This is a genomic window from Kribbella sp. NPDC104740 (assembly GCF_055583505.1).
This window is the reverse complement of record NZ_JBVJNV010000002.1, coordinates 527374-550139: the sequence shown is the minus strand read 5'-3', so window position 1 is coordinate 550139 and position 22766 is coordinate 527374. Positions and strand designations below refer to the sequence as shown.

The following is a 22766-nucleotide window of genomic DNA, read 5'->3' as shown; positions in this document are numbered from 1 at the left end:
GAGTGCCCCACCAACGCCGAGTTCACTCGGTCACGGCGCGAGTCGCAGGTAGTCCAGGTTGAATCCGCCGGTCTCGCAGAACACGGTGAGATCCTGCTCACCCGCCGGCAGGGTGATCTCGGCCGTCACGGTCTGGTACGTCGCCCAGCCGCCGGTGTCGGGGACCGACACCTTCGCCAGCACCGCCCCGGACGCGTCCCGCAGCGACAGAGCATCGGTCGCGACCGCGCCGGTCCCGTTCGCGGCCCTGACCTCGACCGTGTACGTGCGGGCCTCCTTGACGTCCAGCCGGTACTGCAACCAGTTCCCGGCCGCCGTCCAGCCGATGTTCTTGCCGCCGCTGGCCGACGGGTTGGTCTCGACGAAGTTCGCGCCGCCGTCGGTCCAGCCGTGCTGCGCGACGTACGCCTCGGCCTCGACCCGCTCGCCGACCGGGGTGCCCTTCGGGTTGACCGTGACGTGCAGCGTGACTTCGTCGTACGCCGCTCCGTCGGTGACCCGGATCTTCACGTCCTGCTTCCCGGCCGCGGTCGGGCGCAGCGTCACCAGGCCGGTGCGCGCGTCGAGGCTGACGCCGGCCGGCAGGTCCTTGGCGTAGAAGGCGAGCCGGTCGCGGTCCCGGTCGGTCGCGGACAGCTGCACGGTCGTGGTCGCGTACTGGTCGGCGACGACCTCGGGCACGTCCTTCAGCACCGGCGCGCGGTTGTGGTGCGCGTTCGGCACGTCACCGTCCCACCGGTACGTCGCGAACGAGTTCGCCGGCACGGTGGTCGTGAACGACTTCCCGGCCAGCACGACCCGCACGGTCGTCGGGACCGCGTTGGAGTTGCCGAGGATCGCGACGAAGTCGTCGCCGCGGTCCTTGAACACCACGTTGCTGACGCCGTTCGAGGTCGCACTCGACTCGACCCGGGTGTGCTCCGGTCCGAGGTACTTCGCGAACTGGCCCATGGCGTAGAGCTCGTTGCGGACCGTGAAGGTGCGCGCGGTGGTGTCGACCTTCACCAGGCGGTTCGGCCACTTGGTGGTCCGGCCGACCTCCTCCCAGTCGACGTTGTTGTCCCGGGCCGACGTCCAGTGCAACGTGCCGCCGTCCTGGTCGGTGGTCTGCGCCCACATCACGTACGACGAAGCGTCCAGCCGGAAGTAGTTCAGGATCGTGGCCGGGTTCAGGTCGCTGGTCTCGGTCATGTGCACCGGCTTGCCGGTCTGCTCGTAGGCGTCGCGCATCACCGTCGGGTCACCCCAGTACGGGTGGAACGCGATCGCGTCGCTCGCGGCCTTGGTCTTCGGGTCGTTGAAGATCCGGTAGTAGTTCTTGGTCTCGGTGCTGTTCGGGTCGCGCCAGTCGTAGAAGTTGAAGTCGTGCACGTACAGCTCGGTGCGCAGCCCGGCCCGGCGGACCTCGCGCTTGATCGCGACCGCGAGCTTCTGCTGCTGCTCGACGCTGATGTCCATCGCCGGGTAGACCACGTCGATGCCCGGCTCGTTGAGCAGGGTGAGCGCGTCGACCTTCACGCCGTACTTCGCGTACGCCTGCAGGTACTTGACGTAGTACCGCGCGAAGACGTCGATGCAGTCGTCGCGCAGCTTGCCGACCTGGTAGTACGACGTGGTGCTGCCGGGCTTGAGCGCGACCTCGCCGGTGAACCGGTTGTTGGTCTTCATCCAGGCCGGCGCGCTCCAAGCGGAGGCGAAGAAGGTCGCCTTCGGGTTGTAGCGCTGGATCAGCTTGACGGTGTCGACGATGTGCGCGTCGAGGTCGCGCTTGATCGAGAAGTGCTTGAGCCCGAAGTCCTCGCTGACACCGGCCGGGAGCTCGTTGTACGACCAGAACGGCAGGTGCTCGATCAGGTCCGGGCTGCCGATGGTGAGCCGGAACCGGTCGAAGCCGGCACCGTTCTTCGGGTCGACCAGCAGCCGGACCGCGCGGTCGCGCTCGGCCGGCGTGAGCTTCCACAGGTTCGAGACGCTGGTCTCGTCGAGCGAGAAGCCGACGCCGGTGTACTTCTGGCGCAACGTGCTCGGGTCGACGACGACGGTCGCGTCGGTGGCACCGCGCTCGTCACGGGTCACGAAGGTGGTCGGCAGCGGCTGCCAGGCGTGGTCGGGCCCGCTGGAGTAGGTGCCGGTGACGGCGGCGCCACGGTCGGGCCGGCTCGCGGTGGCCGGCAGGCCGGCGGCAGCCAGCACACTGCCGGCCGCCAGCGCGACAACGACCGCCGCGGAGATGGAACGCCTCACGAATCCTCCTGGAGCTGGGGCGGGGAAAGCGCTTGCATCCGAGACGCTACCGGCAGCATGCGCATTCCACACCCCCTCCACGGTTCCGGAACTTCAGGGCCGGCCGTAGCTCTCCAGCAGCCGGAGCCAGATCTCGCTGATCGTCGGGAACGCCGGGACGGCGTGCCAGAGGCGGTCCAGCGGGACCTCGGCGACGATCGCGATCGTTGCTGCGTGCAACAGCTCGCCGACGTCCGGGCCGGCCAGGGTGAGGCCGAGCAGGACCTTGCGGCGCTCGTCGACGACCATCCGGGCGTGCCCGGCGTACGCGTCGGCGTGCAGCTTCGAGCCCGACACCAGGCCGAGGTCGTAGTCGACCACGCAGATCTCGTAGCCCTGCTCGGTGGCCGCTGCCGCGGTCAGCCCGACCGATGCGATCTCCGGGTCGGCGAACACCACCTGCGGTACGGCGCGATGATCGGCCGTCGCCACATGCGTTCCCCAGGCGCCGTCCGACACCTCGCGACCTCGCGCGCGGGCCGCGATCACGTCGCCCGCGGCGCGAGCCTGGTACTTGCCCTGGTGCGTGACGAGCGCCCGGTGCGTCACGTCGCCGACGGCGTACAGCCAGTCGAAGCCGCGCACGAGCAGCGTGTCGTCGACGTCGAGCCAGCTGCCCGGCTCCAGCCCGACGACCTCCAGCCCGATGTCCCCGGTGCGCGGCCGACGCCCGGTCGCCGCGAGCACCTCGTCGGCCTCGACCACGACCCCGTCGGCCGTCTCGATCGTCACGCCGTCACCAGTACGCCGGACCCGCTTCGCCGCCGCGCCGAGCAGCACCCGGACGCCCTGCGACTCCAGCGACCTGGCCACCAACTCACCCGCGAACGGCTCGCTCCCGGTCAGCAGCCCGTGCTCGGCGATCAACGTCACCTCGGCGCCGAACCCGGCGTACGCCGTCGCCATCTCGACGCCGACCACCCCACCGCCGATGATCGCGAGCCGACCTGGGACCTCCTTCGCGCTGGTCGCGTCCCGGCTCGTCCACGGCTCGGCCTCGCGCAGCCCCTCGACATCGGGCACGAACGCGTCCGACCCGGTCGACAGCGCGACCGCGTGCCGTGCGGTCAGTACCCGCTCGCTGCCGTCGGCCGCGGTGACCGTGACCTCGCGGACGCCGGTGATCCGGCCGTGCCCGCGAACCAGCGTGATCCCGGCCTGGTCGACCCAGACGCTCTGCCCGGCGTCGTCCCAGTGGTCGACGAAGTCGCTGCGCCGGTCGAGGACCTCCTGGACGTCGAGCTTGCCCGCCTCCAGCCCCCGTACGGCGGCCGCCGCCCGCTGCGCGAGCACCGGGCGCAGCAGCGCCTTCGACGGTTCGCAGGCCCAGTACGAGCACTCGCCGCCGACCAGCTCCACCTCGACCAGCGCCGTGCTCAGCCCGCCCTGGACGGTCCGGTCGGCGACGTTCTCACCGACCGGACCGCTGCCGACGACGATGACGTCGTACTCGTCGGCCACGTGATCAGCGCCCCGGCGCGCGGTTCACGATCTCCTGCAGGAACCAGCCGTTGCCGTCCGGGTCCTCGAACGACAGCCACGAGCCGTAGTCGCGGCGGTCGGCGTCGGGGCCGTCTACGCGGTTCGCCGTACCGGCGTGGTGGAAGACGCCGTCGGCGTCGTGCCAGACCCCGGAGACCTCGATGCCGAGGCCGAGCAGGTGCTCGCGGGCCGCGACGACGTCCTTGACCGTGAGCTGCAGGCCCTGCAGCGAGCCGGGCTCGCCGTTGGTGACGCCGGTGCCGAAGATGATCGAGCACTCCGAGCCCGGCGGGGTGAACTGGACGACCCGGAAGCCGTCGCCGACCGTGAAGTCGGCGTCCTCACGCCACTGCAGCTGCTGGTAGAAGGCCTTGGCCTTGTCGACGTCCGCGACCGGGACCACCACGACCTCGAGCTTGAAATCCACCGCTGATCTCCCTCGTTCCGGGCGCGCGGGCGCGCGCCCGGAACCGACGGTGCCAGGTCGATGTTCACGTCCTGTGAGCGTTCTGTGCACGGCTTCATTGCGGAAGCCGACCGTCCGGGACGGCGGTTAGGGTCGCGGTCATGGAGATGATGACAGGGGAGCAGATCGCGGCGGCGCGGCTGGCGGACTGGCGCAAGCTCGGGCAGGGCATCCACGCCCGGTACGTCGTGGAGGACTTCGGCGCGGGCGCGCGGTTCGTCAGCGCGGTCGCGGAGGCGGGGACTGCGGCCGGGCATCAGCCGCGGGTGACGCTCGGTGACACCTTCGTGGACCTCAAGCTGATCAGCGATGACGCGGTGTACGTCGCGGACGGCGTGGAGCACGTCGTCGAGTACACGACGCGGAAGGACCTGGATCTCGCGCAGCAGATCACCGAGATCGCCGCGGCGCAGGGTGTGAAGGCCGACCCGGCCGGGATCACGACGATCGAGCTCGCGCTGGACACGGCCGACGCGGCGAAGATCGCGCCGATGTGGGCGGCGCTGCTGACCGGGGACACCGCGGCGTCCGGGCGGGGGACGCCCGGCAACGACGTCCGGGACGCGACCGGGCGGGTGCCGATCCTGTGGTTCCAGGACACCGACGCGCACGCGACGCCGCGGCAGCGGTTCCACCTCGACGTGTGGGTCGCGCCCGAGTACGCCGAGCAGCGGATCGCCGCCGCGGTCGCCGCCGGGGCGACGATCGTCGACGACAGCGAGGCCCCTTCGTTCGTGGTCCTCGCCGACGCCGACGGCAACAAGGCGTGCGTGTGTACGGACTCGCTAGGTCTCGACGACTGGGGCGTGACGCACTAGGCGGCGGCCGGCTGGAGCTGGGTGCGCAGGCCGGCCAGGATGCGGGTCAGCAACCGCGAGACCTGCATCTGGCTGATGCCGAGTTTGTGGCCGATGTCGGCCTGTTTCCAGTTCTCGACGAAGCGCAGTTCGAGGATCTCCCGGTCCCGCGCGTCCAGCTCGACCAGCAGCGGCGACAGCATCTCGGTCGCCTCGAACCGGTGCAGCTGCGGGTCCTCGGGGTCGGCGATCACGTCGGCGAGCGCCAGGTCGTGGTCGCCGTGACCGGCCGGGCGGTCCAGCGACAGCACGGTGAAACACCCGCGCGCGCCTTCGGCCTGGGTGACCTCGTCGATCTCCGCGCCGATCTCCGCCGCGATCTCGTCCAGCGTCGGCTCCCGCCCGAGCTCCTGCTCCAGCTGCGGCAGCACGCCCGCGATCTTGCCCTGCAGCTCCTGGAGCCGGCGCGGGATCCGGACCGTCCAGCTGCAGTCGCGGAAGTAGCGCTTCACCTCGCCGCGGATCGTCGGTACGGCGTACCCGATGAACGGGACGCCGTCGTCGACGCGGTAGTTGCGGACGGCCTTCATCAGCCCGAGGCAGGCGACCTGCTCGAGGTCGTCGTCCTCGACCCCGCGGCCGCGGAACCGTTGCGCGATGCCGCGGGCGATCTCGAGGTTGAGCTCGGCGACCCGTTCGAGCAGCCGCTGCCGCTCCCCGGGATCAGTGCACCGGGAACGGGCTTCGAGCAGCTCCCGGGTGGCCGACTCGCGCAGTGCGCGGTCCTCGGCCGAGGTGCAGTTGGTGGGTACGGCGGTGTGCATCATCGTGACCTCGCGACGGAGTCGTCACGGCGCGGCCTCTTCTCCGGACCGCGGTCATTGCGCTTCGACCCGCACACGTACCCAGGGGTCAAACGTTCGGCCGAACCTCCAGCTCGTCGCCGGGGTCCGTCGCGACGGTGATCAGCTCGCCCTGGACCGGCGAACCGTCGACCGTGCACCCGTCCGGCCAGGGGTTGCGGAGGGTGAAGGTGCCGCCCGCGGTGCTCACCACGCGAACGTGCGTCACCGCTCCGGCCCGCAACCGGCTGGAGACCAGGAACGCGCCCTTCTGGCGGAGCTGGTGGAAAGCCGCATCGCGCTCGGCCGGCCAGGCGGGGAACAGCGTGGTGACGCCGTCGACGGTCCGGACGAGCATGCTGTTGATCGCCTCGGTCGCGCCGGACTTCTCCAGCCCGTGCCAGGTGTCGGCGATCCGCAGGTTCGGCGCCTGCCGGCGTTCGATCACCGCGCGCAGGATCGCGAGCACCTGCTCCGGCGGGTAGCCGCCGCGGACCGCCTGGGTGAACACCTTCGGGAAGCTGTTGTCCTGGTCCCAGGAGTCCATCGCGTCCAGCGTGTCGATCAGGGTCTGCCGGTCCGGGACCGGCTGGTCGGCGGGGTGGACGAACTCCAGGTTCACGGTGTTGTCACCGGGCCGGATCTCGCGCCGGTCGCCGCCGGACATCGTGCCGGGCTCGACCAGCGAGTAGACCGTGCGGCCGTCGTACGACGTGGTCGGTACGCCGGGCAGGTGGTCGAGGATGTGCTGCCAGCGCGGGTCGGGGTCGGTCGCGTGCGTGGTGAGCAGGCCGAGCAGCTGCTTCAGCAGGGCGATGTCGGGGGAGGAGTTGCGCCCCCAGGTGCCCTCGTGCGGACCGCTCCACAGCTCGTACGCCGTACCGTTCCACTCCAGGTAGTGGGTGAAGAAGTCGGCGGTCGCGCGCAGGATCGGGGCGTCGGGGATCGTCCGGTCCTGGGTGTACTCGAAGTACTGCACGTACTGCGAGGTGGTGAAGAGCGCGTTCGAGACCTGGTTCAGGTAGATGTCGTCGGTGGTCGTGCCGTGCAGGCCGAGCCCGACCGGGAACAGGACGCCGCCCGGCACCCCGCCGTCGGGGAAGCGGCGGGCGACGTACTCGGGCTGGACGCGGGTCAGGTCCTCGCGGGCGCGGCGGCGGGCCTCGTCGAGGTAGTCGTCGATGACCGCGAAGAACGGCAGCACCAGCTCGGGCCGGTTGCTGGAGTAGGTGCCGTAGTACGGCGCCTGGGCGTTGTAGTTGAGGTGGAAGTCGCCGTGGAAGTACGGCTCGTCGGTGGTGGTCCAGATCCCGTGCAACCCGGGCGCGGCCTTGCCGGGGCGGCTGGAGGCGCCGAGGTAGTACTGCGCGGCGTAGTAGAAGCCTTCGAGCAGCTCGTCGCCGAGGTCCACGGCGGACTGCTGCCAGAAGCGTGCCCACCAGTCGCTGGTCTCAGCACGCAACTGCTCTACATCTGGAACGACTTCAGAGCCGATCGTGGTGAGCAACTGCACCGGTGTGCCCGGCGTGACCGTCAGAGTCTGCTCGACCCGGTCGCCATGGACCTGCGGCTCACCCTGCTTGGCTGCACCGATCACCCGAGTGGTCAGTGCGGCGTGCGAGACCCACTGGCCGGGAGCAGTCGAGCGTTCGGCCCACAGCACGTCGGCGGTGGCACCGGCGTGAGCTGCCGCCACGGTCACGGTCAGCTCGACGTCTCCGTCCGCAGTGATTGTCGTGACCAGCACATTCTCCGTCGCGGCCAGCCAGGTCTCCATCGACACCTGATCGGTGACCGTCGTGATCTGCCCGTCGAGCAGCCGCTGCCGCTCCTCGCGAAACCCTCCGCCGTACGCGATCGAAACGCTCCCGACCGGCAGCGGCATCGGCTCGGGGTGGCCGGTCCAGAAATCGCCCTTGGAGACCAGGAAGGTCTTCACCCCGGCCGAGCCGCTCGACGTCACACCGACGTCACCGTTGCCGAGCAGCGCCGTGTCCGGCATCCCTTTCGTCACCGAACCGGCGTACCGCTCGTCGTCCCAGCGCCCGCCCAGCGCGGCGAGCTTGGCCCGCAGATCCACCCAGTCGATCGACACCTGAGTAGTCAATCATCAGCTGAACGTCGGCCCCGCGGTGGTGCCGTCGCCGTACGGCATCGCCATCAGTGCCTGAGCCTGCGCCTTCAGCGTGTACATCGCACCGATCGACGGCCCGAGCTGCTGCGGTGTCCCGTTGAAGGCGAGCTGCAGCTGCGCGAGCAGCCCTTGGTACGTCTTGTTGAACGCGTCCTGAGCGGCCCGGATCGGACTCCCCGGCTCGGCCAGTTCTGGGTTGCGCCGCATCGGCAGCACGCCGTCGAAGTCGACCGTCAGCTTGTCGCCGGTCGGCCCCGAGCGCGGGGTGTCGCCGCGCTGGTACCGCCGGCCCTGAGCGAGCTCCTGGAAGCGGTAGTAGTGCCCGACCTCGGCGCGCTCGGGATGGAAGACGTCCTGGTCCCCGTCCCAGACCTCACCGCGCGACGTCCCTTCGCCCTGCTCGACGATCTCCTCGAGCGCCGCCATCGCCGACGCGAGATCGGTGACCGCGGTCAGCTTCCCGGTGCTGTGCGCGAACGGTCCCGCGGTCAACTGGTACGACGGGTCGCCGGTGAACACCGCCGCCTCGCCGAGCCGCTCGGTCAGGTCGCGCAGCCCGTCCTCGATCGCCGAGTAGAACTGCCCGATCGTCTCGTAGCTGTCACCCTCGGCCGGGGAGCCGGGCGGTGCCGGCTGCTCCAGCCGGAGGAACATCTCCAGCGCCTCGGGCCCGAACGGCACCAGCGACAGCTCCAGCGACTTGTCGCCGTGCGGCATCGTCCGCGGGTGCCCCGGCAGGATCGCCGGCGTGTCCAGCCGCGGCTGCCCACCCACCGCGTTCAGCAGGTTCGCCGCCAGCGCGAGATGAATCATCTCCTCGGCGAACACACTGCTCACCAGCTGTACGGCGTCCGGATTGCGCTCCGGGTCGAGCGAGTAGAGCGCCACCAGGTACGGCGGCAACGTCGCGTGCTCCAGCTCGATCGCCCACTGCAGGTGCTCCCGCAGCTCTTCCAACTCCACAGTCTTGTTCCTCTCAGCCGGTCAGGACGGGCGGGCCGCGCGCAGGTGCTTGCGCTGCTCGAGCTCGGCTTCCTCGACGACGACCAGCATCGGCTGGGCCGGGTCGCAGAGCATGGTGACGGTGAAGCGCAGCGTCGACTCGGCGCTGGCGTTGCCGTCGGAGTAGTGGATGACGTCGCCGCCCGGCTCCCAGAAGGCTTCGCCGGCGCGGATCACGCGCTCGGGTTCACCCTCCAGCTCGAAGCGCATCTCGCCCTCGATCACGTAGCCGAAGGCCGGACCGCCCGGGTGGCGGTGCGGGGGAGCGCCGGGATCACCCGGCGGGTACTCGATGACGACCGTCATCGCGTGGGCGCCGTCGGGGATGACCGGCGGTTGAGCTTCCTGCAGGACGGTCAGTGCGGTTTGCCAAACACCCATGAGAATTCCTTCCGGAGTGGGGGCGATCAGGAGTTCGCGCGCAGCCAGTCCGCGTACGCCGTACCGCCCTGCTGGGCGTCGTCGCCGGGGACCAGCGCGTACTCGGTGGGGGAGATGCCGTAGTAGACGGCCTTCGGGTCGGTGACGACCTGGCGCGAGTCGTTGCTGTTGGCAAGGACCTCGCGGAAGAAGTCGTCCATCCGGAAGCGCTCCGGGCCGGCCACGTTCACGGTGCCGTTCAGCGGCTCGCCGACGGCGGTCCGGCCGACCGCCTGGGCGACGTCGGCGCCGGCGATCGGCTGGAAGAACACGTGCTTGAGGTGCACCGCGTCCCCGACGGTGGACGCGTCGGCGATGCTCGGGACGAACTCGAAGAACTGGGTGGCCCGGACGATCGAATACGGCACCTCCGCGCTCTCGATCAGCTTCTCCTGGGCGAGCTTGGCCCGGAAGTAGCCGCTGTCCAGCAGTTGCTCGGTGCCGACCACCGACAGCGCGACGTGGTGCCGTACGCCGGCCGCCCGCTCGGCGGCGAGCAGGTTGCGGGTGGAGGTCTCGAAGAACTCCAGCACCGCGGCGTCCTCCCAGACCGGGGCGTTGGACACGTCGACCACCACGTCGGCGCCGGTGAGCGCCTCGGCCAGCCCGGCACCGGTGAGCGTGTCGACGCCGGTGCTCGGCGCGGCCGCGACCGCGTCGTGGCCGTGCTCGCCGAGCTTCGCGACGATCTTCGAACCGATCAGACCAGTACCGCCGATGACCACGACCTTCATGTGACGCCTTCCTGTCCGCCGGCGGCGCTCGTTGCCGTCCGGTCACCAGCTATGACAGGACAGCTCCGGACCCTGTGACAGCGCCGGCGGACAAGTTGCCCAGGGCGTCATTCCACGAGCTTGCCCTCGCTGGAGACCTCGCGCATCAGTGCGCTCAGCTCGGCCGGGACGGCCGGGATCTCCTCCTGCTCGACCTGCCCAGGCCCGGACCAGACCAGGTTCACCTGGAGCTTCTCGTCCAGCTCGGGGTAGTCGGAGCGGTTGTGGCACCCGCGCGTCTCCCGGCGTACGAGGGCGGCTTCGAGGGTGGCCCGCGAGGCCAGCGCGGACGCCTTGAGGTCGAAGGCGTGCGCGAGGTCCTGGAAGCCGGCGATGTCCGGGTGCACCCCGAGGTCGCGCATCCGCTGCTCGACCTCGCTCAGTTCGTCGAGACCCGCGGTCAGCCCTTCCTCGTCCCGTACGACGCCCGCCCGCGTCGTCATCGTGTTCCGCAGCGCCCGCTGCAGCGCGCGGACGTTCTCCTCGCCGTCGCTGGCCAGCAGCTCGTCGATCTCGGCGCGCGCCTCGCCGACCGCCTCGGCCGAGCGCTCCTGGCGCTGCAGCCCGTTGGAGTAGCGGGCCGCGTCCTCGGCGACGATCCGGCCGAACACCATCAGCTCGATCAGCGAGTTGCCGCCGAGCCGGTTCGCGCCGTGCAGGCCGCTGGCCGCCTCGCCGATCGCGTACAGGCCGTCGACGCCGGTTCCGTGGTCCTCGGGCCGGACCCAGACGCCGCCCATCGAGTAGTGCGCGGTCGGCGCGATCTCGATCGGCTCCTTGGTGATGTCGAGCATCTGCAGCTCGAGCAGCGTCTGGTACACCCGCGGCAGCCGCCGCATGATCGTCTCCCGCGGCAGGTGCGACACGTCCAGCCAGACGCCGCCGTGCGCGGTCCCGCGGCCTTCCTTGATCTCCGTGTACGCCGCCAGCGCGACCCGGTCCCGGGTGGACAGCTCCATCCGCTCGGCGTCGTACCGGGCCATGAAGCGCTCACCGTCGGCGTTGCGCAGCTGACCGCCCTCGCCGCGGGCGGCCTCGGAGACCAGCGTGCCGGCCGCGTTCTCCGGCTCGATCAGGCCGGACGGGTGGAACTGGACCAGCTCGGGGTCGCGGATCCGGCCGCCGGCCTCGACCGCGAGCCGGAACGAGTCGCCGGTGTTCTCGTCGCGGCGTGACGAGGTGTGCCGCCAGATCCGGGTGTGGCCGCCGGCCGCCAGGATCACCGCGTCGGCGCGGATCAGGTACCGCTTGCCGGTCACCTGGTCGAAGCCGTACGCGCCGAAGACCCGGTTGTCCTTGGTCAGGATCCGGGTCACGTACACGGTGTCCAGGATCGGCACGTTCAGCTGCAGCGCGCGGTTGACCAGCGTGCGCTGGATCTCCAGACCGGTGTAGTCACCCGCGAACGCCGTACGCCGGTAGGTGTGCGCGCCGAAGAACCGCTGCGAGATCCGGCCGTCGGCCTCGCGCGCGAACGGCATCCCGTACCGCTCCAGGTCCGCGATGCCGCGGGCGGCCTGCTCGGTGACGATCTGGACGGTGACCGGGTTGGCCAGCAGGTAGCTCTCGCGCAGGGTGTCGGCGGCGTGCTGCTGCCAGGTGTCCTCGGGGTCCATGGTCGCGAGCGCCGCGTTGATCCCGCCGGCCGCCAGCGAGGTGTGCGCGTCACCCCGCGATCGTTTGCCCAAGGCAAGGACATCGACGCCCTGCTCGGCGAGCTCGATGGCGGCCCGCAGGCCGCCACCACCGGTTCCGATCACCAGGACGGAGGTGGAGATCTGCTGCTCGGTCACGGTCACGGCGGTGCTCCTCTGGGTAGCGCGGGGGTTGTGCCTACTACCCAGAGGACCGCGCCCGGGGCCCGGATGTGACCGGGTGTGAGAGACCTAACTGCCCGGGGCCACCGGGTCCAGGCGTGGGTATGGCGCATCAGACAGCCCGAGGTCGCGCCAGACGAACCGCGGGACGCCGGCCAGGAACTCGCGCAGGAACCGCGAGCTGTGCGCGACCGACTGCTGGCTGTGCTCGCCGGGGGAGAACCAGGCCCAGTCGTCGGCGATCCGGAACGGCACCGGCGCGCTGGCCATCAGGAACTCCATCTGGCGCGGGTGGATCACGTCGTAGGCGAACTTGGTGCTCGGCGCGGTGACCTTGAACTGGTCGTTGAACTGCTCGCTCTCGAAGCTGATCCCACGCCCGAACGTCCGGCCGGAGACGGTCAGCTCCGGCATCCGGCAAGGCAGCTGGAAGCCGAGGATCGCCTCGCTGTGGTTCTCGGTCACCGTCCGGGTCTGGGTGCGGCCCTCGCTGTCGGTGTAGCTCTCCGTGCGCGTGGTCTGCCAGTGGTGGGTGAACGCGACGAACGGCGGCCCGTCGCCGTCCCGGCCGCGGATCACGTTCTCGGTCCGGTGGCTGTGCCCGGCCCGCGACGACGGGGTGACGTCGAGCAGGCTGTCGTCGACACCGACCCAGTACCAGTCCGGGTGGTGGTAGAAGGACAGCCGCGGCTGCTGCTCCGGCTGGATCCGGTGGTCGAGCGGGGTCGCGTCGATGGCGTCGGCGACCGCGGCAAGCTGCTCCAGCCACGGGCCGAGCTGGTCGACCTCCTTGCGCGGCGGATCGAGCACGGTCAGCTGGTCGCCGTCGATCCCGAGGCTGAGCCCGGGCATCCCGGCGGCCAGTCCGTTGAGCTGGTTGCAGACCTGCGGGGTGAGCACCTCCCCGGCGTACGCCGGATCGAGCGCGCCGATCTGCCACGCGGGACCGAGCGCGCCCGGCGACGGCATCCTGGTCGCCTCCACGCCCCAGCGGGGACGGGCCTCGCCGCCCATCACCCACAGCTCGGGCAGCCGCCGGGACAGGGTCACCATCGCGACCCAGCCCTTCCAGTTCTCGGCCTTGTACTCGATCACCTGGAACGGGCGGCCGGACGCGGTGTGCCCGCTGATCTGGTCGTCGGGGTCACGCCGGAAGCCGAGCCCGAACGGCGGGTTGGTGAGTCGCGCGACGGTGCCGAAGTCCGGACTGTTCACGAACGTCCAGCCGCGTTCGCGCAGCGACTTGATGTACTGCTGGCGGCGGACCAGGGCGATGATTCCCCAGATGACGGCGGCGGCGACCACCAGACCGATCACCAGTACGACGGCGGTTCCTGCTGTCACGACTGTGCCTCCCCGAGTTCCCCTGGACGATAGCCCGGGATCAGGCCAGCCGGTGCTCCTCCAGCCAGGTGGTCGCCCGGCGCTTGGAGGCGCGCGAGAGCCACGCGTCCTGGATCACCTCGGCCAGCTCCTGGCGGGACAGGCCGCCGAGCTCGCTGCCGCGGACGAGCACCGACAGGTGGCCGTCGAAGTGCGGCGTACTGAAGAACGGGCTGCGCTCGTCCTCGACCAGGGCGAGTTTGTCGTCCTCCGACGGGACCCAGATCACGATCACGTCGTCGTACCGCTCACCGGTGTCCGGGTCGAACGCGTCCGGCCGCGGCGTCCGGAAGAACACGAACGACTTGCCGCCGACCTGGTAGACGGGGTTGCCGGACCCGCCCTTCCCGACCGTCACGTGCGGCATCCCGAGCGCGACCTCGTGCACGTCGGCAACCTTGGCTCTGCGGCTCGGCATCTGGTCAGTTTAGATGTCAAAGCGGGCGGGGCGGCTCCGACCAACGGGTGTCAGCACCGATTCATCGGAGGAAACGATCATGGGCAAGGTACGCGTTCACAACTTCACGATCACGCTCGACGGGTTCGGGGCGGGGACGAACCAGCGGCTCGAGGAGCCGTTCGGCGACGGGGTCGACCACCTGCACGACTGGATGGACCCGCTGTTCGACGACACCGCGACCGGGCTGGACGCCGAGGTCGGGCTGGACCGGGACGCGTTCGGGGCGACGATCATGGGCCGGAACATGTTCGGACCGGTCCGTGGTGAGTGGCCGGACGAGTCGTGGACCGGTTGGTGGGGGCCGAACCCGCCGTACCACCACGACGTGTGGGTGTTCACGCACCACCCGCGGGCCGATGTCGCGATGGAGGGCGGGACGACGTTCCACTTCACCCAGGAGCCGATCGAGGTCGTGCTCGACCAGGCCAAGGCGGCCGCGGGGGACAAGGACGTGATCATCGCGGGTGGTGCGGCGACGGTCCGGCAGTACCTGCGGGCCGGGCTGATCGACCAGCTCGACATCGCGGTCGCGCCGATCCTGGCCGGGGCCGGCGAACCGCTGTTCGCCGGCCTCGGGGACGCGCTGAAGCAGTACGAGGTCGTGCGTCACCTCAGCTCACCCGCGGTGACGCACGTCCGCCTCGTACGGCGTTAGTCGCACAGCTCCTTGTCCAGCAGCGCGTTGACGGCGGCCTTGTGGTTGCCGGCTCCCCAGGTGACCGAGACGGTGACGCTGCGGTGCTTGTCCGGCGCGACGAAGGTCCACGTCGAGTAGCCCGGCGCGTCACCGTCCTTGCCCCAGGCGGTGCCGCAGGAGGTGTCGCGGCTGATCAGGCCGAGGCCGTACTGGGAGTCGTGGGCGGTCTGCTTCAGCTCGTGCATCAGGTCGGGTGGGAGCAGGTCGCCGTTCAGGAGGGCGAGGAAGAAGCGGTTCAGGTCGCGGGTGGTGGAGATCATCTCGCCGGCCGCGTTCAGGATCGACGGGTTGACGGCGGTGATGTCGACCAGGCGGCCGTCGAGCGGGAGGTAGCCGCGGGCGTGCGGGGCGAGGATGAACGGGAACGTGCCGGGGACGGTCGTGCCGGTCAGGTGGAGCTTGCGGATGATGCGGTGGTCGATCTCGTCGGCGTACGAGTGGCCGGTGAGCTTCTCGACGAGCAGGCCGAGGACGAGGTAGCCGGTGTTGTTGTAGGCCACCTTGGAGCCAGGCTCGAAGTCCAGCGGGTACGCCGTCGCGCGTTGGACCAGCTGGGCGGTGGTCCAGGTCTTGTAACGAATCTCGAGGAACTCGGCTGATCGCGGTGAAGGCATTGTCCGGAGTACTTCGTACAGGCCGCTGCTGTGGTTGAGGAGCTGGCGGACGGTGATGCGGTCGTCCGGGACGACCCCGGGCAGGAGGGTGTCGACGTGGTCGTCGAGGCGGAGCTTGCCCTCGGCGACGAGCTGGAGGACGACGGTGGCCAGGAAGGTCTTGGTCTCGCTGCCGATCCGGAAGCGCGCGTTGGCAGGAACGGGGAGGTGGGTGCCCGCGATCGCGGCGCCGCTGGAGGCGCGCTCGCCGGTGCTGAGCTCGGCGGTCGCGCTGGTCGCACCGGCGGCGACCACCGCGTCCACCTCGTGCTGCAGGTCAGTAGTAGCAGGGAACGTCATCATCGCGGTCGCCAGCAGGGGAATCATCATGTGATCCACCCTGCTGCTGTTCCTCGAACAGAGAATCCGGGAAAAGACCTGAACCGGACCCAGGGAAACCCCGGCTAACCCAGGGCTGCGGGCAGCGGCTCCGCGTGGACGATCTGCAGCCGGCTGACCGCGCGCGTCAGTACGACGTACAGGCGGTGCAATCCCCGGGGCTCGGCTTCGACGATCCGGGTCGGCTCGGCGACCACCACCGCGTCGAACTCCAAACCCTTCGCCAGCGTCGCCGGGACGCAGACCAAGCGGGTGCTGTCCATCGCGTCCTCCACCGCACCGAGCAGCGCGGCTTCCAGGCCTGCTGCGGTGAGGACGTCGCGGAGGGCCTCGATCTGGTCGTCGGCGGCGATCAGCGCGACCGAACCGACGCCGGCCAGTGCCTCCCGGCAGGCGGTCACCACCGCGGGCTCGAAGGTTTCCTTGTCAGCGGCAACGACCTTCAGTGCGTCGGCGACCGTCCGGACCCCGGTCGGCGTCCCCAGCGTGGGCGCGATCGTCGGCAGCAGCCGCGCCGCGAAGCTGATGATCTGCTCCGGCACCCGGAACCCGCGATCCAGCTCGGCCACGATCCCGTCGTCCTTGCCGAGATGCGCCAGGACCTGATCCCACGGACCGGCCGCCCAGGCCGTCGTCGCCTGCGCGAGATCCCCGAGCACCGTCGCCGACCCGGTCCGGCACCGCCGGCCGAGCGCCCGCAGCTGCATCGCCGACAGGTCCTGCGCCTCGTCGAGGACCAGATGCCCGAGCGACCCGGCGTGCCGCTCGATCAGATCATCCAGCTCGTCCAGCAGCACCGCATCAGCGCTCGACCACTTCGCCGTCTTCGCCGACCGCGGCGGCTTCGCCCAGACCAGCGCCGCCCGCTCCTCGTCCGTCAGCTCCGGCGCGACCGTCTTCAGGAAGTCGGCGTCCGAGAACACCTTCCACAGCACCATCTCCGGCGTCACCTTCGGCCACACCGCGTCGACCACCTGCTTCACCGGCTTCGACCGCGCGACCGCGTTCTGCACCCGGTCGTCCGGCGACTCACCCCGCCGTTCCATCAGCACCAGTACGGCGTGCGCGATCCGCTGCGCCAGCGCGTTCCGCCCGGGCGTGTAGCGCGTCGACTCCCGCAGCGCGGTCACGATGTCGACGAGTTCGTAGTCGTGCACGCGGTACCGCTGCGATCCCTTGCTGTACAGGATCCCCTCGGTCGGCGTACCGACGTACGTCCAGAGTGCCCGCCGCAGGATCTCGGCCATCCGGGCGTCACCCTTGAGCCGCGCCGCCTCGGACGAGTCGACGGCGAGCACCGGCTGGGTGATCAGCTCCTCGATGGTGATCTGGCGGACGTTGACCTCACCGAGGGCAGGCAGCACCTTGCGGATGTAGGACAGGAACGACCGGTTCGGCCCGACGATGACCACGCCGCCGCGGCTGAGCCGGTCCCGCTCGGTGTAGAGCAGGTAGGCGACGCGGTGCAGCCCGACCGCGGTCTTCCCGGTGCCGGGTGCGCCCTGGACGCAGACGCTGGGCTGCAGCGGCGCGCGGACCAGGTCGTCCTGCTCGGGCTGGATGGTGGCGACGATGTCGCGCATCGGGCCGGTGCGCGGCCGCTCGATCTCGGCCCGCAGGAACTTGTCGGCCTGGTCGAGCTCCTCGGTCCCGATCATCGGCTCGTCCTCGAAGCCGGTCAGCTCGGCGGTGTCGGAGAACCCGTACCGGCGGCGCAGCAGCACGTGCTGCCGGTCGCTGCGCGTCGCCCGGTAGAAGGGCACCGAGACCGGCGCCCGCCAGTCGATCACCATCGGTACGCCGGTCCCGTCGTGCACGTGCCGGCGGCCGATGTAGAACCGGTCCAGGTCCTCGATCGCGCCGTGCTCGTAGTCGAGCCGGCCGAAGAACAGCGGCACGTCGGGCAGGTCCAGCAGCGCCAGCGTCCGCTGCTGGTGGGCGCGCTGGTTGGCCTCGTTGGTGAACCGCTCGTCGTTGTCCTCGCCGCCGATCACGGGGATCTCGCGGACGGTGACGTCGTGGTGCATCCGGCGCAGCGCGGCGCGGGAGTCGGCCAGGTACGCGCGCTCGTCGTGCAGCTCGGCAGAGTCGGCAGGGGTTTCGGCCATCGGTGTGCAACCTCTCGTGCTGGAGGGAAACGACGGGGGTCGGCGGCGATCAACGAGATCCCGCCCCGGAGCACCCGGTTCGTTTCGATCCTTCACGCAGTGCGAACAACCCACCCGAAAAGACAGACCCGCGACGCTACCAGGCCACCGGCCTGCGTTCCACCGGTTTTCTCGGTGAGGTCCAGGTCACGTCGTACGGCTGTCACGCGCTCCGGACAGCCGGTGTCTCGTGGGCAACCGAAAGCACCGAGAGAGGACAGCTCATGGAAACCCGGATCAACCTGCTCGCCACCCCGACCTCCGGCAAGCTGGCGAAGCGGTTCGCCGGAGCGGCGCTGGTGTTCGAGCAGTCCCAGCTCCCGCGGGACCTGCGCGAGCTCGTTCAGCTGCGGGTCAGCCAGATCAACGGCTGCGCCGCCTGCGTGGACATGCACACCAAGGAGGCCGTCGCCGCGGGCGAGAGCGAGCACCGGCTGAACATGGTCGCGGTGTGGCGCGAGGCGACCGTTTTCACCGAGCCCGAGCGGGCGGCGCTCGCACTCGCCGAGGAGGGCACCCGCCTCGCCGACGCGTTCGACGGCGTCAGCGACGAGACCTGGGCGACGGCCCGCAAGCACTTCGACGAGGACGAGCTCGGCACGCTGATCTGCCTGGTCGGGTTCATCAACGCCGCCAACCGGATGAACATCATCGCCAAGGTCCCCGGCGGGGACTACCAGGTGGGGATGGCCGCGGCGTTCCTGGAGTAGGACCCGAGGATCTGCAGCGCGTCGTACGACGGGGTGGCGGGCTCGGCGGTGAGCACCATCAGCCGCTGCCCGCTCCCGTCGGGGCTCGCCCAGATGTCGCAGTCGAGGGTGAGGTCGCCGACGACGGCGTGCCGGTAGTGCTTCGTCCCGTACGCCGCCGCGTTGACCCGCTGCTCGGCCCACCAGGTGCGGAAGTCGGCGTCCTGCAACGAGAGCTCGCCGACGAGCTGGGCCAGCGCCGGGTCGTCGGGCGTCGCGGCAGCCTCCATCCGGAGCGCGGCGACGGCGTCCCGCGCGTCGTGCTGCCAGTCGACGTGCAGCGCCCGGACCGCCGGGTCGGTGAAGAGCAGCCGGATGTAGTTGCGGTGGGCAACAGTAAGGCGGCCGAAGTCGGTGAACAGCGCGGCGGCGGTGTGGTTCCAGGCCAGCAGGTCCATCCGGCGGCCGAGCGCGATCGCCGGGGTCCGGCCGAGCTGGTCGAGCAGTCGCCGGATCGCCGGCCGGACCTTCTGCGCCGGGCGGCGGCGGGGGCGGGCGTCGGCCTTGCCGGCGACGGCGTACAGGTAGGTCTGCTCGTCGTCGGTCAGGCGGAGCGCGCGGCTGAGCGTGGCGAGCACGGTCGCGGACGCCTGGACGCGGCCCTGCTCGAGGCGGGTGTAGTAGTCGACGCTGATCGCGGCGAGCTGCGCGACCTCCTCGCGGCGCAGCCCGGCGACCTTGCGCTGCCGGCCGGTGTCCGGCAGGCCCACCTCGTACGGCGACAGCGCGGCCCGGCGCGCTTTGAGGAACGGACCCAGTTCGTCGGTCATGCCTCCATTGTCGGCCTGGCTGCTGCTTGGTGGCAGGGAAGGATCCTTCCCAGGCAGAAATCCGGCTCTTTCGGGGTGTGCCGGACCGGCGCGACGGTAGGGGCATGGACAAACACAGCGTGACTTTCGACAGCAACGGGATCGCCCTCGCGGGGGATCTGTACGTTCCCGACAACGCGGCGGGTCCGGCGATCGTGGTCGGGCATCCGGGGACCGGGGTGAAGGAGCAGGCGTCCGGGCTGTACGCGCGGAAGCTGGCCGAGGAGGGGTTCGTGACGCTCGCGTTCGATGCGGCGTACCAGGGGGAGAGCGGCGGTGAGCCGAGGGGGTTGGAGGATCCGGCGCAGCGCGTGGAGGACTTCAAGGCGGCGGTGTCGTTTCTGAGTACTCAGGTCGATGGTGACCGGATCGGTGCCCTGGGCATCTGTGCGTCCGGCGGGTACCTGCTGAGTGCTGCTGCGGGTGATCACCGGATCAAGGCGGTCGCGACGGTGAGCACCGCTGACATCGCTCGGCAGTTCCGGTTCGGCGCCAACGGGACGCAGGACCCGGCGGCGTTCCAGGCGATGCTCGACACTGCTGCTTCGGCTCGTACGGCTGCCGCTCGGGGCGAGGTCGTCGAGCCGCTGACGCTGTTCCCGGCGACGGCCGAGGAGGCGCGGGCGCTCGGTGGGGAGCACGCGGTCGAGGGGTTCGACTACTACCGGACGCCGCGGGCGCAGCACCCGCGATCGGCCGGAGTGATGCCGTGGTCGAGCTTCGACCGGATGGCGTCGTTCGACGCGTTCGCCGGGGTGGGGCTGATCCGGCAGCCGCTGCTGATGCTCGTCGGCACGCGGGCGGAGACCGCTTGGATGACTGTCGAGGCCTTCCAGTTGGCGACTGGGCCGAAGCGGGTGCACTGGATGGAGGGTGCGTCGCACGTGGACCTGTACGACAAGCCCGAGTACGTGGACCCGGCGATCAAAGAACTCAGCGCTTTCTACGCGGCCGGCCTCAGCTGATCCGGACGGCGAGCATCGGGACCGGGAACCGGCGGCGGGACGTGCACCTGTGGCTGCTGGAGGTGCTAGGACCAGTTGTTGCCGGCTTCGAGGCGGAGGGTGAGGAGGTGTTTGAGGGGCATTGACTCGCCGTCGCGGGCTCCCAGGCCGACGGTGAGGGGTGGGTCGGAGGGGGTGACCTCGACGCCGGTGAGGCGGGCTTTGAGGTTGGCGTGGACGCCGAGCAGGTAGAAGTTGCCTTCGGCATCGACTGCGAGGGACTTGTTGCGTTTGAGGTACCAGCCGGTGAGGTTGGTGCGGTAGCTGGCGCCGGAGCTGATCACCTGGGCGCGGAGGGGGCCGGGGGCGATGCCGGCGGCCTGGGCGTCGGCGACGAACTGGACGAGCAGGGCGTGGGCGGCGGCGGTTTCGGTCGCGCGCCGGCGGTCGAGGGCTGCGGCTTGTTCGGCTGCGGCCTCGCGGCGGCGGTCTCGCCAGCTGGGTTCGCTCTGCACGGGGTCAGCCTAGGGCTTGCCCTGGGCGAGCAGGCCGTCGACCAGGGCGGTGAGGCCCTGGGCGAAGGTGTTGGCCTGGGCGATCTCACCCCACTGCGGTGCGACGGCCGTCAGGTACGGGAGGTGCTCGCTGCCACCGCCGGTGAAGGGGCTGTTCTCGGCGGGTGGGAAGTCGGCGTCGGGGTGCCGGCGGGCGGTGTTCGCGCGGACCAGGATCTCGCCGACGGTGAAGTACCAGATGTTGCGGAAGACCAGGACGCCTTGCTCCGGCGTACAGCCGTGGTCGGCGGCGCCGGCCAGGATGGTCTCCACCACCCACAGCGCGGGGTCGCCGATGCGGGCGATGAAGCCGTCGGTGGTGAGCACCTCGGCGGCCCAGGGCCAGGCGGCGAACGCGTCGTGGATGAGGACGCCGGCGGCGACGATCCGGTCGCGCGGGTCTGCGGGGAGCTCGGGGCGTGGCAGCTGGGCGGCGTACTCGGTGAGGAGCAGGAGGAGCAGGTCCTCCTTGTCGCGGACGTGGTGGTAGAGCGTTGTCGCGCCGATGCCGAGCTCGCCGGCCAGGCCGCGGATGGTGAGCTTCTCCCAGCCGTCCCGGTCGATCAGCCGCCGCGCCGCCGCGAGGATCTCGGGGCGGGACGTCACCGGGGGACGCCCGGTCTGACCGGCTGTGGATCGTGGCACGCCCCCATCATGTCACTGCGCTGACAGGGGGAGCGGCTGACGGCGCCGGGGGCGTGGCACCGTCAGCCGGTCACATGGGGTCAGTAGCTGGCCAGCCTGTACCCTGTCCAGCCCTGCCCGACGTCCTCACCGGTGTTCAGCGAGCCGGTGCCCTTGCCGAGCCACCGGAACAGATGCCCGTCGCTCTCCCGCACGGCCACCAGATCGGCCTTGCTGTCCCCGTTCACGTCCATCACGTTGAACTTGCCGAAGTTGTCCCAGCCCGACCCGACCTCGGTGTACGCCGCGAAGGTCCCGTTCCCGTTGCCCTCCCAGAAGTACAGCGTGCCCGCGGCGTTGCTGCCCCACAGGTCGCCGTCCCCGTCACCGTCGGCGTCCCCGCCGGCCAGTGTCGTGATCGAGGACCAGCCTTCACCGATCCGGATCCGCTGCCCGAACGAACCGGGCCCGGCGCCGGGGTACCAGTACAGGATCCCGCCGTCGCGCGCGACGATGTCGGCCTTGTCGTCCTTGTTGACGTCGACCACCGCGAACCCTTCCAGCGAGTTCCACCCGACGCCCTCGGCCGCGAGCTTCGAGTAGCTCCCGGCGCCGTTGTTGAGCCAGTAGTGCAGCTTCCCGTCGGTGGACGTCGCGTAGATGTCGGCGTACCCGTCGGCGTTGCTGTCGCCGACACCGATCCGGTTGTACGCCGACGACCAGCCCGGCCCGATGTCCGACGAGCCGCCGAACTCGCCGTCGGAGCGGCCCGGGTAGAGCCGCAGCACGTTGCTCGGTGACACCGCCAGCAGGTCGTCGTACCGATCGCCGTTGACGCTCTCGGCGGGACGGTTGCTGACGCCGCAGTTGTAGCTCGTGAACAGCGGGCCGTTGTAGTCGAAGCTGTACGTGACCAGCTGCCCGTGCAGCTCGATGTGCTGCTCGTTGCCGTTGTACAGCTGCGCGTAGTGCAGGTGCGGGCCGCTCGCGTTGCCCACGGCACCGACCCGGCCGATGAACTGGCCCCGGGCGACCTGCGTGCCGGCGGCGACGTCGCGGGAGCTGAGATGCCGGTACTCCGACGTCCAGCCGCCGCCGTGGTTGATCGTGATCACCCCGGCGGCGCCCAGCGAGACGACACCGGCCGCGCTGGCGACGACGGGTTTGCCGAGGTCGTCGTCGCCGGAGCCCCAGTTGAAGTCGAGCGGGTAGTAGTTGTCGCCGCCGTGCCCGGTGTACGTCGCACCGTTCCACTTCTCGCCGCACGGGAACGGCAGCTCGAAGTCCGGTTTCGCGTCGAGCTGGGCCGACGCGGGCAGGCTGATCGCCGTACCGGCGACGGTGAGCAGGGTGAGGGCCAGTCCGGCCAGAGAGCGCTTGAGCAGGTTCAT

21 protein-coding genes are annotated in these 22766 nt (G+C 70.4%); 4 read left to right on the top strand and 17 right to left on the bottom strand.

All coding sequences use genetic code 11. From position 1 onward, the window contains the following. Positions 1–30: 30 nt before the first annotated feature. The 3 genes from ACZ6Z4_RS12200 to ACZ6Z4_RS12190 all read right to left on the bottom strand — a co-directional run bounded on the left by ACZ6Z4_RS12200 (position 31) and on the right by ACZ6Z4_RS12190 (position 4192). Positions 31–2244 (bottom strand): carbohydrate-binding protein, encoded by a 2214-nt coding sequence (locus ACZ6Z4_RS12200; RefSeq protein WP_465561917.1) that lies wholly within the window; start codon positions 2242–2244, stop codon positions 31–33. Between the two features lie 93 nt (positions 2245–2337). Continuing rightward, positions 2338–3744 (bottom strand): dihydrolipoyl dehydrogenase family protein, encoded by a 1407-nt coding sequence (locus ACZ6Z4_RS12195; protein ID WP_465561914.1) that lies wholly within the window; start codon positions 3742–3744, stop codon positions 2338–2340. Positions 3745–3748: 4 nt separating this feature from the next. Continuing rightward, a complete protein-coding gene (locus ACZ6Z4_RS12190; RefSeq protein WP_465561912.1) occupies positions 3749–4192 on the bottom strand; it encodes a VOC family protein in 444 nt (147 codons plus the stop codon). Between the two features lie 140 nt (positions 4193–4332). Between ACZ6Z4_RS12190 and ACZ6Z4_RS12185 the strand changes: the two genes are divergently transcribed. After that, the gene (locus ACZ6Z4_RS12185) at positions 4333–5049 is read left to right on the top strand and encodes a VOC family protein (protein ID WP_465561910.1); all 717 of its coding nucleotides are present in this window, start codon (positions 4333–4335) and stop codon (positions 5047–5049) included. Here ACZ6Z4_RS12185 and ACZ6Z4_RS12180 read toward each other — a convergent pair. The 8 genes from ACZ6Z4_RS12180 to ACZ6Z4_RS12145 form a co-directional block, all read right to left on the bottom strand. Next, a complete protein-coding gene (locus tag ACZ6Z4_RS12180) occupies positions 5046–5852 on the bottom strand; it encodes a SigB/SigF/SigG family RNA polymerase sigma factor (RefSeq protein ID WP_465561908.1) in 807 nt (268 codons plus the stop codon). The genes ACZ6Z4_RS12185 and ACZ6Z4_RS12180 overlap by 4 nt on opposite strands. A gap of 88 nt (positions 5853–5940) precedes the next feature. Continuing rightward, the gene (locus ACZ6Z4_RS12175) at positions 5941–7965 is read right to left on the bottom strand and encodes a glycosyl hydrolase family 95 catalytic domain-containing protein (RefSeq protein ID WP_465561906.1); all 2025 of its coding nucleotides are present in this window, start codon (positions 7963–7965) and stop codon (positions 5941–5943) included. A gap of 15 nt (positions 7966–7980) precedes the next feature. Continuing rightward, positions 7981–8967, bottom strand: coding sequence for a ferritin-like domain-containing protein (locus ACZ6Z4_RS12170; RefSeq protein WP_465561904.1), 987 nt, complete (start codon positions 8965–8967; stop codon positions 7981–7983). Between the two features lie 21 nt (positions 8968–8988). Further along, entirely contained in the window at positions 8989–9387 is a 399-nt protein-coding gene (locus ACZ6Z4_RS12165) for a cupin domain-containing protein (protein ID WP_465561901.1), read from the bottom strand. 26 nt (positions 9388–9413) lie between these two features. Continuing rightward, complete coding sequence (locus tag ACZ6Z4_RS12160) at positions 9414–10160, bottom strand: SDR family oxidoreductase (RefSeq protein ID WP_465561899.1); 747 nt, start codon at positions 10158–10160, stop codon at positions 9414–9416. 107 nt (positions 10161–10267) lie between these two features. Then, on the bottom strand, positions 10268–11998 hold the full coding sequence (locus ACZ6Z4_RS12155; RefSeq protein WP_465561897.1) for an L-aspartate oxidase: 1731 nt from the start codon (positions 11996–11998) through the stop codon (positions 10268–10270). A gap of 87 nt (positions 11999–12085) precedes the next feature. Further along, a complete protein-coding gene (locus ACZ6Z4_RS12150; protein WP_465561895.1) occupies positions 12086–13360 on the bottom strand; it encodes a hypothetical protein in 1275 nt (424 codons plus the stop codon). Between the two features lie 40 nt (positions 13361–13400). Continuing rightward, entirely contained in the window at positions 13401–13817 is a 417-nt protein-coding gene (locus ACZ6Z4_RS12145) for an MmcQ/YjbR family DNA-binding protein (protein WP_465561893.1), read from the bottom strand. A 79-nt stretch (positions 13818–13896) separates the two neighbouring features. Between ACZ6Z4_RS12145 and ACZ6Z4_RS12140 the strand changes: the two genes are divergently transcribed. Further along, entirely contained in the window at positions 13897–14514 is a 618-nt protein-coding gene (locus ACZ6Z4_RS12140; RefSeq protein WP_465561890.1) for a dihydrofolate reductase family protein, read from the top strand. Here the strand turns inward: ACZ6Z4_RS12140 and ACZ6Z4_RS12135 are convergent. Continuing rightward, a complete protein-coding gene (locus ACZ6Z4_RS12135; RefSeq protein WP_465561888.1) occupies positions 14511–15539 on the bottom strand; it encodes a serine hydrolase domain-containing protein in 1029 nt (342 codons plus the stop codon). The two genes, ACZ6Z4_RS12140 and ACZ6Z4_RS12135, sit on opposite strands and share 4 nt — an antisense overlap. A 74-nt stretch (positions 15540–15613) precedes the next feature. Beyond that, complete coding sequence (locus ACZ6Z4_RS12130) at positions 15614–17656, bottom strand: HelD family protein (RefSeq protein WP_465561885.1); 2043 nt, start codon at positions 17654–17656, stop codon at positions 15614–15616. Positions 17657–17919: 263 nt separating this feature from the next. Between ACZ6Z4_RS12130 and ACZ6Z4_RS12125 the strand changes: the two genes are divergently transcribed. Beyond that, the gene (locus ACZ6Z4_RS12125; protein ID WP_465561883.1) at positions 17920–18405 is read left to right on the top strand and encodes a carboxymuconolactone decarboxylase family protein; all 486 of its coding nucleotides are present in this window, start codon (positions 17920–17922) and stop codon (positions 18403–18405) included. On the opposite strand, the gene ACZ6Z4_RS12120 is transcribed toward ACZ6Z4_RS12125, so the two are convergent. After that, positions 18369–19214 carry a helix-turn-helix domain-containing protein gene (locus ACZ6Z4_RS12120; RefSeq protein WP_465561881.1) on the bottom strand — a complete coding sequence of 282 codons (846 nt, stop codon included), beginning with the start codon at positions 19212–19214 and terminating at the stop codon, positions 18369–18371. The two genes, ACZ6Z4_RS12125 and ACZ6Z4_RS12120, sit on opposite strands and share 37 nt — an antisense overlap. Before the next feature lie 104 nt (positions 19215–19318). Between ACZ6Z4_RS12120 and ACZ6Z4_RS12115 the strand changes: the two genes are divergently transcribed. Next, positions 19319–20218, top strand: coding sequence for an alpha/beta hydrolase (locus ACZ6Z4_RS12115; protein ID WP_465561879.1), 900 nt, complete (start codon positions 19319–19321; stop codon positions 20216–20218). A gap of 65 nt (positions 20219–20283) precedes the next feature. Here the strand turns inward: ACZ6Z4_RS12115 and ACZ6Z4_RS12110 are convergent, their stop codons facing one another. From ACZ6Z4_RS12110 to ACZ6Z4_RS12100, 3 genes are all read right to left on the bottom strand, one after another. Next, a complete protein-coding gene (locus ACZ6Z4_RS12110) occupies positions 20284–20712 on the bottom strand; it encodes a hypothetical protein (RefSeq protein ID WP_465561877.1) in 429 nt (142 codons plus the stop codon). Positions 20713–20721: 9 nt separating this feature from the next. Further along, a complete protein-coding gene (locus ACZ6Z4_RS12105) occupies positions 20722–21396 on the bottom strand; it encodes a TetR/AcrR family transcriptional regulator (protein ID WP_465561875.1) in 675 nt (224 codons plus the stop codon). An 80-nt stretch (positions 21397–21476) separates the two neighbouring features. Next, entirely contained in the window at positions 21477–22766 is a 1290-nt protein-coding gene (locus ACZ6Z4_RS12100; protein WP_465561872.1) for an FG-GAP-like repeat-containing protein, read from the bottom strand.